The 13,903-nt window shown below is 65.8% G+C and carries 6 protein-coding genes; 3 read left to right on the forward strand and 3 right to left on the reverse strand.

Annotation, left to right across the window (positions count from 1 at the left end):
* Window positions 1-33 precede the first annotated feature (33 nt).
* The 3 genes from QX048_RS20760 (at window position 34) to QX048_RS20770 (ending at window position 11,559) form a co-directional block, all read left to right on the forward strand.
* Window positions 34-5,703: a hypothetical protein gene (locus QX048_RS20760; protein WP_316192224.1), complete on the forward strand. Its 5,670-nt coding sequence runs from the start codon at window positions 34-36 to the stop codon at window positions 5,701-5,703.
* The gene (locus QX048_RS20765) at window positions 5,696-7,579 is read left to right on the forward strand and encodes a hypothetical protein (RefSeq protein ID WP_315826574.1); all 1,884 of its coding nucleotides are present in this window, start codon (window positions 5,696-5,698) and stop codon (window positions 7,577-7,579) included. The genes QX048_RS20760 and QX048_RS20765 overlap by 8 nt, the downstream gene beginning before the upstream one ends.
* An 875-nt stretch (window positions 7,580-8,454) precedes the next feature.
* The gene (locus tag QX048_RS20770) at window positions 8,455-11,559 is read left to right on the forward strand and encodes a DEAD/DEAH box helicase (protein WP_315826743.1); all 3,105 of its coding nucleotides are present in this window, start codon (window positions 8,455-8,457) and stop codon (window positions 11,557-11,559) included.
* Between the two features lie 297 nt (window positions 11,560-11,856).
* Here QX048_RS20770 and QX048_RS20775 read toward each other — a convergent pair whose 3' ends face one another.
* The 3 genes from QX048_RS20775 to QX048_RS20785 are packed head-to-tail and all read right to left on the reverse strand — an operon-like array spanning window position 11,857 to window position 13,903.
* The gene (locus QX048_RS20775; protein WP_315716258.1) at window positions 11,857-12,354 is read right to left on the reverse strand and encodes a 2Fe-2S iron-sulfur cluster binding domain-containing protein; all 498 of its coding nucleotides are present in this window, start codon (window positions 12,352-12,354) and stop codon (window positions 11,857-11,859) included.
* Between the two features lie 21 nt (window positions 12,355-12,375).
* Window positions 12,376-12,906, reverse strand: coding sequence for a luciferase family protein (locus tag QX048_RS20780; protein ID WP_315826575.1), 531 nt, complete (start codon window positions 12,904-12,906; stop codon window positions 12,376-12,378).
* 7 nt (window positions 12,907-12,913) lie between these two features.
* Window positions 12,914-13,903, reverse strand: a complete 990-nt coding sequence (locus tag QX048_RS20785) for a 2Fe-2S iron-sulfur cluster binding domain-containing protein (protein WP_315826576.1) — start codon at window positions 13,901-13,903, stop codon at window positions 12,914-12,916.

Consider the following 13,903-nt stretch of genomic DNA (forward strand, 5'->3'; position numbering starts at 1 on the left):
GCAGCGGACACGACAGGGGGCGGCGGAGGCGAAATGTCCGAGTTCGATGATATCCGCAAGGAGCTGGAAGCGTCGCGCGCCGCGGCCGATGCGACGTCGCGCGAGATCGGCCGACTTCGCCACACCCGCGCGCGGCTGATCCGCGACCGCGCACGGGCCGCGCGCGTCAGCAAGGGCGCCGATGATCCGGCGCTGGCGGCGATCGACAAGGAGACCAAGGCGGCGGCCTCCGAGATCGAGCGGCTGGGCGGCGCGCTGAAGGCGGCGAAGGACGAAGTGGTCCGCAATATCGGGCTGTTTGCGAACTTCACCGACCCACGCCGCAACATCGGCCTGCTGTCCGATCAGACGCCGATCCTGCTGATGCCGCTGCGGATCGAAACGCGCTTCAAGCAGGTGGCGGAATTCGGCGGCGACCGCGACGAGCTGTGGGTCCGGGTTTATCCGGACGACATCGCCGTCGACAGCTTCGAGGAAGCGTTGTCGGAAGACGAGGTGAAGCGCGTCCAGGCCTATTGGGCCGACGTCTGGCGGGCGAACCACGACACCGCCGGGGAGCGGGCCGCCTGGCGAACGCTCGTGAGCGGACAGGGCTCGGGGCGGTCCTACTACGTGACCCAGACTCATCGTCCGCTCAACGAGGCGGCGCGACCGGCCAGGGTGGAAGGCGTGCCGACCGTGATCCTGACGGTGGTGACCAGCGCGCCGCTGGCCGATCCCGAGCGAGGTACGGTCAGCGCATTCTGGATCGCGCTGTGGCGCGCCGGCACGGACGTGGCCGCGCAGACGGACGCGATCGCCGCGCTCGACAACGCGCTCGGGGCCGAGCGCGCCGCGGCGGTCCGTGAGGCGTACCGGCCGCGGAATCTCGCCGACGCGCCGCCCGAGGGCGCGGACCGCGCGACCACCACGGTCATCGCCGCGTATCTGGAGTTTCCCGCCGCGGACGCCACGCCGATGCGCGAGACCGGCTGGTCGCAGCCGGCGACCGCGCGGACCTTGCCTGATCGTCTCGTCCTGCTCGGCTACAACGGCGGAACGCTCGAACTCGAGCAACTCGGAAAACCGATTCCGTCGCCGCTGCCGGTCACGCCGTCGCCGACCGGAACGGACGACGCGTCGGTCGCGCACGACGGCGACGACATCACGTTCGGTCCGGAGCTCGAATGGGTGCGCAACTTCGACCGCGCCGTCGAGACCGGCATGGGATTCCGGGTGCCGCTAACGCCGCCCGCCTTCCGCCGCGGCTTCGATCAGTTGATGGTGCTCGGTGTACGGCTCGGGGCCGATGCAGACGCCGGCCGGGTCGCGCTGGAGCAGTTGTTCGCCCATCATCATCAGTCGAAGGCCGGGTTCTCGATCCTGCCGCAGGGCCAGCCGACCAACAACGTCGAGGGCGAGGGCGCCGCCTACAGCTGGCGCGAGGAGTCCGACGTCAGCTTCGATCACTACTTCGGCACTCCGCCCCTGGACCCCGACGGATGGTTCGAGCGGACAGACGGACGCTGCCTCGCCGCCACGCTCGGTCTCGATCCGGCCGCGCTGGCGGCGATCCCCTTCTACCATCGCCACGACGTCAACGACGCCCGCGCCATGAACACGGCACTGTGGCCGGCTACGCTCGGTTACTTCATGGAGAGCATGCTTCATCCGGTCTTCGACGATTCGACGGTGGAGCGGACCCGCGACTTCTTCGTTCGGCACGTGTCGGCACGCGGGCCGATGCCCACGATCCGCGTCGGTCGTCAGCCTTACGGCATCCTGCCGGCGACGCCGCGCTCGCGCATCCAGTGGATCTTCGCGGGGGCGAACGTCGCAGTCGGAGCCGCGCACGCGCCGGACGATCCGGAATTACGGTTTCTGACGCGGTTGTATCAGTTGCTGCGCAAGGTCGAGGCCGACCTCGAGCCGCTGATGTCGCGGGTGTCCTACATCGGCAAGCCGGGCGGCGACCGTCATCAGATATTGCTCGATGTCCTCGGTCTGCACGCCGGATCGGTGGAATTCCAGCAGCGCTTCGCCGAAAGCTTCAAGGAACTGTACAACCGCCTCGCGATGCAGGGGGCGGGCGGCGCCTTGGTCGCGCTCCTGCTCGCCGCGGGCTATGTCGGAAGCGGGCTCGATCTGCTGAAGCAGCTCGGCTACACGCCGCCCGAGGGGATCGAGGTGCCGGACATCCTCGAGAAACTCTTTCTCAAGGCGCCCAACCAGCTCAAGGGCCCGCTGATCGACGACCGTCCGTTGTCGGAGACCGAGCAGATCCGCGCCTACACCGCCGGCGGCGACAACTACATCGGCTGGCTGATCAAGGCTGCGGCGACCTCACACGATGCGCTGCGGCTGCAGCAGGGCTTCACCCAGCGCCCGAACGCGCTGCTGTATCTCATGCTGCATCACGCGCTCGACCTGAGCTTCGTCGAGACCAGCATCCGCCTGTTCTTCAATGCCGGGCTGATCGGCGAGACCGAGTTGAAGGCGGCGCGGCGCGAGCCGAAGTTCTTTCAGGTCGAGGAGGCGAGCCTCGCCGTGCCGGCTGCGGCCGGCGGCAGCCGCTGGCGCTACCTCCACCGCAGCGACGCCGCGGTCACCGGAACGGGACTGAGGACGGTCGGCGAGTTCATCCCGACGGTGCTGACCTCGATGGTCGCCACCGCGTATCTCAAGCGCCAGCTCGATGCGCTCGAATGGCTGAAGAGGTCCCCGACGGCGGTTCTTGAACGGGTGTTCGTCGAGCATCTCGACCTCTGCACCTACCGGTTCGACGCCTGGTACGGCGGCATCATGAGCCGCCAACTGGAACGGATGCGCTATCCGCACGGTGCCGGCCGGGGGACCGCTCAGCCGGGCGCACCGGCCGGCGAGGCGAAGACCGGGATCTATCTCGGCGCCTATGGCTGGCTCGAGAACGTCAAGCCGGAGTTCAAGAAGCTGACGGCGGTCGAACTGCCGGCAAACCTCGCGGCGATCTTCGCCGATCCGGATGCGCCGCCGCTGATGCGCGACCGCAGCAACCAGGGCTACATCCACGCGCCGTCGCTGAACCAAGCGGTGACCGCCGCGGTGCTGCGCAACGGCTATCTGTCCAACGCCACGCCCGACAATCCCGGCAGCCTCGCCGTCAATCTCAGCTCGGAACGAGTCCGCATCGCGCTGTCGATCATCGAGGGAATGAAGGGCGAGCAGAGCCTCGGCGCGCTGCTCGGCTACCAGTTCGAGCGCGGCCTGCACGACCGCCACGACGTCGAAGTGGACGGGTTCATCTACGACCTCCGCAAGGCGTTCCCGCTGGTCGGCGACCGGCTGACTCCGACGCGTACCGGCCGGCTCGACGCGTTCGGTCGGCGACTGCGGATCAACCGGGTGGAGGCGCGCAACGTCATCGACGGCCTTGCTTTGGTCGAGCACATCAAGACCAGCGGCGTGAGCAGCTACCCGTTCGGCCACGATGCCGACCTGCCGGCGGCGAGCCCGCAGCAGGCCGCGGCGATCACCGCCGAGGCCGCGCGGATTGCCGACATCGCCGACGCGGTCGCCGACCTCGCGATGGCAGAGAGCGTGCATCAGGTGGTGCAGGGCAATTACGACCGCGCCGGCGCCGTGCTCGACACCTACTCCAAGGGAAAATTCCCGGCGACCCCCGACGTGGTGCGCGCGCCGCGGTCGGGGGTGACGCTGACCCATCGGGTGACGCTGCATCTCAAGGCCGGGCTCGACCCGAACGACGGCGCGCTGACATCGCCGCGGGCGAAGGCGGAGCCCGCGCTCAACGCCTGGCTCGCGGGCATTCTGCCGCCGCCGGCAGCGGTCGCCTGCTCGGTGACGGTCACCGACCCGCTCGATCTCTCCTCCGTCACCTACAACGTGACGCAGGCCGATCTCGGCCTGCTGCCGATCGACCTGCTGTATCTGCTCGATCCGGACAACGATCCAGCCGCCAAGGCGCTCGACGATCTGATCGAAGCGCATGTGATCGCCGTCCATGCACCGCGCCCGGACGCAATGCTGACGATCGCCTACCGCGAGAGGATTGCGGCGATCGCCGGGCATGTGCCGCTGTTCGAACTGTCGGCGTTGGTGCGGCATCTCAGAAGCCTGCTACTGCGTTCACGTCCGCTCAAGGCGAGCGACATGGCGATGGCCGGCGAGGCGAACGAGGCGGTCGATCTCGACGCGGCGCTCGCGCGCGAGCGGGCAACGCTGCCGCGCGATCTGCTCGCCGCGCGGCTTGCGGATCTCGACGCCTTCCGTACGGCGCTGCAGGCCCGCCTCGACGCCAAGCAGGAGGCCCAGATCGCCACGGAGATCGAGCAGACGATCACCGGCTTCGTATCGGTGATGCAGGGTCTCGGTCCATTCGCGGCGTTGCAGACCGGTACCGGTGCCGTCTACGCCGATCGGCGGCGGATCTTCTCCCAGTTGCACGCCGTACTCGCCGGCTACATCGCTCGATGGACCAGGCAACTCGCCGAGTTCGACGCACGCATACTCGCCTACGACGCTGATTCCGGCGCGCCGGACGCGGCGAAGTTCCTGGCGCTGCGGGTGGCCGAAAAGCTGATCGCGACCACGGCGACCGACCCTCTACCGGCGCAGCCGGACGATTTCCGCGACGATCTCATGAGCGGCAAGCGCGCCGCCTTCGTTGGACAGCGCGCCGTTCTTATCATGCTCTACGACAATGCGTCCGATCTCGCCGCCTTGCATGACGGCATCGAGGCGTCGAAGGCTGCGAACGCCGCGTTCGACGCGGCGGCGATCGACATCGCGGCACAGCGCACGGCGATCGTCGCCCTCGCAGAGGACATGGCGAAGCGCACCGCCGCGCTCGCGCTCGAACTGACGACGCGGCTGCCGGCGATCCAGGCCCGGCTCGATCAATACGATGCCGCGGCGGAGGCGAAGAACAAGATCGAGGCGTTGACCGCGGCGGCGAAGCTGCTGTTCGGCGACGATTTCAAGATCGTTCCGGATTTCGGTCTGCCAGCGGCGCAGGCCGGTGAATGGAGCAACGCCTGGGGCGCGGGGGCGCAGGCGGACGAGGCCATTCTCGGGTTCCTCAAGACGACGATCGGACGCCGCTTTCCGCTCGACGACTGGTTCACGGGCGTCGCGCGGGTGCGGTCGAAGCTGCACGATCTGGAAGCTTCGCAGCACCTCGCCGACGCGTTCACGGGGGCGGGCGTCGCGCTGCAGGCGCTGCAATTTCCGCATCGCCCCGAGTTGCCGTGGCTCGGACTCGAATTCCCGGAGACCGATGCCGACGGAAAGCCGTTCGTGATCGACGAGGACAAGCTGCTCTATACCGCGCATTTCGCCGAAAGCTTCGATCCGGCGCGGCGGCAACTCGGGCTGTTGCTCGACGAGTGGACCGAAGTGATCCCGCGCCCGACCGAGGATACCGGTCTGGCGTTCCACTTCGACCGGCCAAACGCCGAACCGCCGCAGACTCTGCTGCTGGCGCTGCCGCCGAAATTTGTCGGCTCGTGGCAGTGGCAGGATCTCGTCGACACGGTACGCGAGACGATGGACCTCGCCAAGAAGCGCGCGATCGAGCCCGACCACGTCGACACGACCGCCTATGCCCGCTTCCTGCCGGCGCTGGTGTCCGCCGTGGCCTTCCATCCGATCACGGCCTCGCTCAACTTCGCTTTCAACAACAACCTCGCCGCGGTGCTGGCCGAGACGGAGACGGGCAATGGCTGACTATGTCGCGGTTCAGAACCTCTCCGCCGTGTTCTCCGGCAAGGTGAAGCTGCCCACCATCACGTTGTGGAACAGGCTCGAGGGCCGTCCACGCACGCACGATTTCGACCGCGCGCTCAAGGCCGAGGTCCGTGATCCGCTGTGGCTGCTGACGAAGCAGTGGCAGATGGGCGAGTTTCAGGGCGACGACGCCGGCTCGCCCGTCGTCGCCAAGGTGCACATCGAGACCACCGAACTGACGAAATACCGCGCGGCCGGCAATCCGCCGGAAGCGTTTGCGGACGACGTACCGCTCGAAGCCAAGGTCGAGCGGCGGCCGATCCCGTTCCGTCTCGCCGGCCAGAAGATCGCGTTCGATCTCCGCATCGCCCTGGGCCGGCGCTGGCTGAAGCTCGTCGCCGGCATCGAGCCGGGGCTTGCCCAGCAATTCATCGCGGCGCTGCCGGTCGCCATGCCAGATCCGGCGCTCAAGGCCGATGCGCCGGTCGCCGCCCATCGCGAAGCCTGGCAGACGATGGCGGCGCTGGCCGGCCGGTCGATGGACGGCTACGACCTCGTCGAGCATCTGACGGCCGCGCCCGGCAATCACGCGCACGACCTCGTCGTGCTCGGCAATCCGGCCAGCGCCGCTGCGATCGAGACGGCGGAGGCGGAATTCCTTGGGTGGTACCGGGAGGCGTTCTACCAGCCCGCCGCGGGTGCCGCCGATGCCTGGCTGCCCGATCGCCTCGAATACGCCTTTGCAGCGTCGGCGCCCAAGGCGGGCGGCGAGAAGCTCGTGGTCGCCGACGAATACTTCCAGGGGCATCTCGACTGGTACAACTTCGACGTCGACGCCTCCGGCGCAGGACTCGGTGACCTCGCGGACGCGCCGCCGCCGGCCGCCGTCGAGACGACCTTTACGGCGTCGTTCATCCCGGCGCCGATCCAGTTCGACGGGATGCCGAACACACGCTGGTGGACCTTTGAGGAGGGACGAACGAATTTCGGCGACATCGATCCGGAGACGACGGACGTCAACAAGCTGCTGCTGATCGAATTCGGCCTCGTCTACGCCAACGATTGGTTCCTGATGCCGTTCACCGTGCCGGCCGGGGCGATCACCCGGGTCGCCGGCATGAGCGTGACCAACGTCTTCGGCGAGCGGATCTGGGTCGAAGCCGCGGGCAAGGGCACGGACGCCGATTGGCAACGCTGGTCGATGTTTACGCTGGCGACGAAGGGGAGCGACGACATTCCCGCCGATCTCAGCCTGTTCATCGTGCCCAGCGTGCCGAAGATCCAGGAGAGCGAGCCGCTGGAGTCGGTGGAACTGTTCCGCGACGAGATGGCCAACATGGTGTGGGGTGTCGAGTCGCGGGTGATGTTGGCTTCGGGCGACAGCAAGAGCGGGCGCAGCGCCGCGCTCGACACCCGCCGCTATTTCCGTCGCCTGGTGGAGGAGAGCCTGCCGCCGGACCCACCACCTGCGCCGCCGATCGAGAACGACGCCGCGATCCGCTATCGGCTGATGAGCGAGATGCCGGAGAACTGGATCCCATTCATCCCGGTGCACATCGACAACGACAGCCGCGAGATCCAACTGCGTCGCGCTGCAATGTTGCGGGTCATCGACCGTGACCCGGATCCGCCGGTGCGCGTCGAACCTCGCACCGATCTGCTGCGCCACGGTCTCGACCTCCCGCAGCAGCAGGGCTACAATCTTCATGAGGAGGAGGTGCCGCGCGCGGGCATTCGTGTCACCCAGAGCTTCCAGCGCACGCGCTGGTACAACGGCCGCACTTTCGTCTGGCTCGGCATCCGCAAGGAGACCGATCGCGGCGAGCGGTCGAGCAAGCTCGCTTTCGACGCGATCCTTCCGAAGCGGAAGGCATGAACGCATGAAACGTCACCGTCGAAATATAGCGGTGGCGCGGCCGCCGGAGATTGAGGGTTGAACGGGCGCGCGTCATTGCCAAGTCGGGAATTTCTCGCGCGACGGCAGACGCCCGGCGCCCCAAGATTACGTAGCGGCCAGCAAGTGTGAATATCCGAAGATCCGTTCTCAACCTCAGCGCTTCCTTCACGACATAGGAGCAACGGAGAGCGAGCACGAGGAACGCCGTTCAAGATTGAGCGCGAAGAAGTTCGCCTTGATTGTGCCGAATCGAGGGTCACTGCGTTATCGTACGTTGCGGCTTGAGCATCTTCGGCAGAGGCCCATATCCATAAGGGCAGAGATCACGCGGGATCGCTCATAGCACGGCAACCGCCGGCTCTGCTCAAACCTGGTGATGGGTAGTCCCACCGCAGCCCGTCTCAGCCGGGCTCATGAATTCTGTGCAGCCCAGTCACCAAGGCGGTAATCACGCTTATCACGGCGCTCGTACCATGGTCATTCAAGAACGAATCTCTGCGTCATGGTTGTCATGCACCTCAGTCTGCCACGTGGAGCGCGACGATGGTGCTGGTTGGTGACACCGTCGCACTTAAGGGGAGAACGGTGATCGACACTCCGAAGTTTGGATCCCTTGAAGCCGTCGAATCCGCTAAAGCTCGACAAAGATTCGCAGGCTTGCCTCGCATTCGTCAATTCAGCACGAGAATTCAGTGACCACTGCTCTTCGTACGCCCCGTGGCTCAACGCCGCGCAAGAACACATCAGCAAAGCGCTCCGCGTCACCAAAGGCCGCCCCGCGGAAGAAGACATCTGTTGCGGCAACGACGAAGGCTCCGATTCGGACTGGCATTTCCTCCTCGTCGCCGCTGGGCATGTTGGCGCTGTATCTTACCGCGCGATGGCGTGCTTCGGGCCGGGGCGGACTTGTGTTTCTCGCCGAAAATGAGAGCCGAGCCGAGCTGTTGGGTTCGATCATCCCAGTTATCGAGCCGGCCTGTGATGTGCTCGTCTATCCCCGTTTGAACACGCTTCCGTTCGATCAGCTTGAGCCTTCACGTGATATCGCGGGCCGGCGGAGCTCCGTCTTGAGACGCCTTGCCAGGGCAAAAAAGCCGATCCTGCTGATCGCGACGGCGGAGGCCATAATGGAGCTCCTGCCGTTGCCTGCGAACTGGTCTCGTATCGGATTTCCCCTTCGGACCGGGGCCGTCTTTTCCGAGGAAGACCTTGAGGCCCGTCTGAAGGCTCTCGGGTACGACCTGGACGACAGTCCGGATTATCCCGGTGGAGTTTTGTTTCACGGCAACACCTTCGAGATCTTCCCGGCCGGCGCGTTCGGACCTTTTAGGATAGAGCATTCCGGAGGGAGAATCCGGCGTATTGCAGCGATCAATCCGATAGACCAGGAGGTGATTTCCGAAACGAAGGAACTCCTGATTGACCCGATGTCCGAGCGGCTGGCGTTCACGGGCCGGGCTCGAAGAAGGTCCAGCCTATTGGACTATTGTGCACGCGCCAAATGGATCGCCGACAGCACCGTGCCCAGGCACGCCGACACCTGGTTGAGCACGATCGAGGATGCGGCCGCCCGCAGTGAGCGTGACCGTGCCTATCTCAGCCGACGCGAATGGGAGCTGGCGGCCAGGAAGATCACTGTGTTGCCGCCAACCACTCCGTATCGTGCGACGCCAGAGTTCTACAAGGCAGCCTCTCCGCGGAAGGCGCTCCGTGCATTTATCGAGGAAGCCCAGCGCGGAAGCGCACGTGTGCTTTTCGTCGCTGCCGTCGAAGCGGATTTGCGTGTGATGGCCCGGATGAGCGCTATCAAGGCCGAATGCGTGCCCGATTGGACGCAGGCGACCGCAAGGGGCAGGCAGCAGGCCGCATTGTTGGCAGGCTTCGATGCGGGCTTTGTCGTTCCTGGAAAGAAGCCCCTCGTGGTCATCACTGCTGCCGACGTGCTCGGCAGCAGGGCACACCAACCGCAACCGATGAACTGGGCATGGACGCCCGGCTTCGATTCGGGAGATCTCCCCGAACTCGGATCCGTGGTCGTTCATCTGCAACGTGGACTCGCACGCCTTGGCGGCCTGAGATCCATGGGCACGGGAGATCTTTCGGCGCGCGAGATGGTCAGGTTGGTATTTGCCGGAAACGACGCCGTTCTCGTCCCTCTCGCAGAATTGGCGCTGATCTGGCCCTACGCCGCTGAGCTCGGAGACACCTCGCTGGACAAGGCCGACGGCAGCTCGTGGCGGCCGCGGCGAGCTGCTGCCGAGACGGAGATTCACGTGGTCGCAAAGGAGCTGGCCAAGCAGATGAGTCAGCGCCGGCGGCGCCCGGCTCCGAAGCTCGTGCCGCGCCCTGCTGTCTATGAGAAGTTCGTCGCGCGGTTTCCCTATTTCACCACCTCCGATCAGGCGAAGGCCATCCGCGACGTTCTGGATGATCTTGCATCGGGGCACCCGATGGACCGGATCGTCTGTGGAGACGTCGGCTTTGGCAAAACCGAGGTGGCGCTGCGCGCAGCGGCAGCCGCCGTGCTGGCCGGAAAGCAGGTCGCTATCGTCGTGCCGACGACAGTGCTGGCACGACAGCATGTCGAAACCTTCCGCAAGCGCTTTGCGCCTCTTGGCATCGATGTTGGAAACCTGTCGCGGGTTGCCTCGACCGCCGAAGCGCGAGAGGTAAGGGAGCGCCTCAAGAGCGGAGAACTCAGGGTCGTCGTCGGGACCCTCGCGCTCGCATCCAAGGAAGTGAGATTTGCCGAACTTGGCCTGATCATCATTGACGAGGAGCAGCATTTCGGCGCTGCCGAGAAAGCCATGCTGTCGGGCCTCAATAAGAACGGCCACCGGCTCTGGATGAGTGCGACACCGATCCCCCGCACACTTGCGGCCGGCTTGACGGGCTTGAGGGATCTCAGCGTGATCGCAACCCCGCCGGTCCATCGTGTTCCGGTTGCCACCAAGGTCGCACCGCTTTCGGACATAGCTATCGCCGCTGCGCTGGTTCGTGAGCACAGACGTAACGGTCAGAGTTTTGTCGTTTGTCCGCGGATCCAGGATCTCGATCCCATGCTCGCCAGGATCCATGCGCTGGCGCCGGAACTACGTATCATTGCCATTCACGGCAAGATGCCGACGGACGAGATTGACGAGAGGTTGATGGGGTTCGTCGAAGGCCGTGCCGATGTACTACTTGCGACCAACATCGTGGAAAGTGGCCTCGATATCCCACGTGCGAACACCATCGTTGTGTGCTGGCCCGAAAAATTCGGCCTGGCACAATTGCATCAGCTCAGGGGGCGAGTAGGACGGGGCGGCATCCGGGCGTTTGCACATTTCCTGACGGAAGGCGGCTCCGAACGCTCGGAAAAGCGGCTTTCCGTTCTCGAGGAATTGAGCCGTCCGGGCGCTGGCTTCGCGATCAGCGCTCGCGACCTCGATCTCCGCGGCGGCGGCGACCTGCGCTCCGATCGACAATCCGGCCACATGCAGGTGTTCGGACCGACGCTCTACGGCCACCTTCTTACGCTTGCCCTGGAGGGAGACCGCGATGGAATGTCCGCCCTCTGGATCCCCGAGTTGAATCTTCCCATTCCTGAGCTGCTTCCTTCGAGCTATGTGCAATCGGAGGCGGTCAGGCTGGAGATCTACGCTCGAGCCGCCCGGTGCCGGAGTGATGACGAACTGGAGGAGCTCGAGGATGAAACGCACCGCCGATTCGGCAAGCTGCCATCCGAGGCCAGCAATTTCTTTGCTGTCGCCAAGCTCAGGATAAGTTGCAGGCAACGGGGGATCATGCGTCTCGATGTCGGCCCGGATGCGATTGCTGCAACGATGCTCGCAGGGAGGATCGGTAAATTACGCTCGCGGTCACTGCAGCGCGAGGGCGATCGCGTCGTCTATCCCGGGCGCAGCGATGAACCTGCTTTACGACGGGTCGAACAGTTCTTGGATCTGCTGGACGAATGACGAGGGATGCGCCACTCAACTTGAAGCGGTCTTGTGTGATCTCCTCAGGCCCCGAAATGAAAGCGATGGCGCTTGACCCTTGGCAAGGACGATTGAGAGAACCCGTGTTGCGCTGACGCAGAGACGATCGTTCGAGGCTGTTCTGAAGCAGCTCGTCGGATGCCGTGGATCGTTCGAGTTCAGAGCTGCGCTGGCGGCCGACCCAGCCCGGACCCAACAAACGAATGCGCCAGTGATAGAACCAGCTTCACCTTCTGCGGCTTTGATGGTCACCAACTCATACTATGCAAAAGAACGCTATTTTGGTTTTGATCCAATCAGCCCCATCTGAGCGGATGTCGCCGGCTCATCTGTTCGAGTCCCTGTTGCTGAACGGGTGCACGCGTCGACTCGCGCCTTAGCGCGTCCGCGGCGAAACCGGAGACGTGCGCCGGGCGGATAGGCTCGCGCCAACTGATTGTGCTCGATCCGGTGTTGCATCATGTCCCGTCGGGTCTGGCGCTCGTCGAGCATCAGGACCAGATCCGAGCAGGGCTTGGTCGAACACAGCAGCAGAAAGCCGGCTTCAGCGTCCTGAGGGTAGACCGTCAGCGCATCGGAGCGGTCCACGTTGCCCGATACCAAGCGCGCGGCGCATGCGAGGCACCAGCCCTGCTCGCAGATGTAGGGCGTCTCGATGCCGGCGTCGATCATGCTGTACAGCAGATATTCGTCGGATATGGCGTCGAATGTGAACGTCCCCTCCGGACGTTCCAGCCGTATGCGAAACCGCCTGGTGCCGCCTTCATTGGTCATGGCCGAGAGCTCCCTCATCGCTCACCACCGGCTGTCGGGCAATGCGACGTCGCCGATGCGGCCGCTCGCGTAGCAGTGCGCGGCCGCGATGATCCGCGCCGCAACCGCCAGCTCGCTTTGATCGCGCGGCGCGTAGACCACGAGGCTCTGCGGCGGCACGGCGCCCGCCATGTAGCGTGCGAACGGATGCACCGTGCCCCAGCCCTTGGCCGCCACCTTCTGCGCCCATTCCGGCCGCAAGGTCAGGTGCAGCGACCCGTCGGGGCGAACGATGAGCCACACCGGCGCGAACACGAAGGCCTCCGGCTGGCCCATGGCATGGATGTCATCGAGCGCGAAGGCGCGGCCTGCGGCGTTCATCGGCGCCGGTACCTCTTCGACGCCAGCCAGCGCGCAGGCGCAGGACACGAGCTGTGCGGCGTATCCGGCGGGCGAGGTGTCGCCGAGCTGGTGGCAGGGCCATGTTGGTGCGAGCCGCGGCGCGCTGCCGGGACGTGTGGCGAGACGGCGCAGTCCAGGCGCCATCGCCCAGATGGGTGCAGCACCGCGCACGCCTGCTCTAGCCGAAGCTGTCATAATGAACCTGCGTGATCGGAACATCGGCGGCGCGCAGCAGCGACCTGACCGCGTTCACCATGACCGGCGGGCCGGCGACGTAGAACTCGGCCGCCGCGGGATCCAGGACTGCGCCCTGGATGACATCGGTGACGAAGCCGGCCGCATGCGGCCAGCCGGACGGCGCGTGCTCGACCACGGGCAGGTAGCGCGCCCGGGGAGTTTGCGTGATCGCCGCCGCCAGCATGTCATCAGCGGCGAGATCCGCCGGCGTGCGGGCGCCGTAGATGACGTCCGCGGGCGATCCGAAATCGAGGTGCGCAGCCGCGGCCTCGCGCAGCATCGCCAGGATCGGCGCGATGCCGGTGCCCCCCGCCACGAACACCTTGCGGCCCGGCTGTCGACGCAGCGTGCAGACGCCGAACGGCGCCTCGATGGTGATGCGCGTCCCCGGAGCCAACGCCGCGAGCGCGTTGCTGCCTGTGCCGCCATCGTAGCGCTTCGCAATGAACTGCAGGATGGTGCTGCCCGGCAGGTTGCACATCGAGTAGCAGCGCCGCAGCCCGTTGCCGAGATGCAGGATCGCATACTGCCCCGGCCGGAAGTCGATCGGCTCGGCCGTCTCGAAGCTGAATTGGCGGATCTCCGGCGCGAGATCGTCGATGCCGCGCAGGGTCGCCTGTTGCTCGACGCATCGCGGCGTCGGCGCGGACCAGTCGCCGGGACCGCGGGCGATCGTGACGTCCGAGATCGCGCGGGACTGACAGGCCAGGATGCGGTTGCGTCGTGCGTCGCGCGGATTGACCGCCGGCGCGCCGGGAAAGATCAGATCGACCTGCCCATCGATGAGCGTCACCTTGCAGGCACCGCAACTGCCCCAGCCGCATTCGTAAGGCAGCGCGACGCCCCCGCGTCGCGCTGCCTGAAGGATGGTGTCATGGCCGGCCGCGTCGATCGCGACACCGTCGGGCTCGATGCGGAGTTGCCGGGTCAT

This window comes from Bradyrhizobium sp. SZCCHNS30572, from assembly GCF_032484415.1.
GTDB lineage: Bacteria > Pseudomonadota > Alphaproteobacteria > Rhizobiales > Xanthobacteraceae > Bradyrhizobium.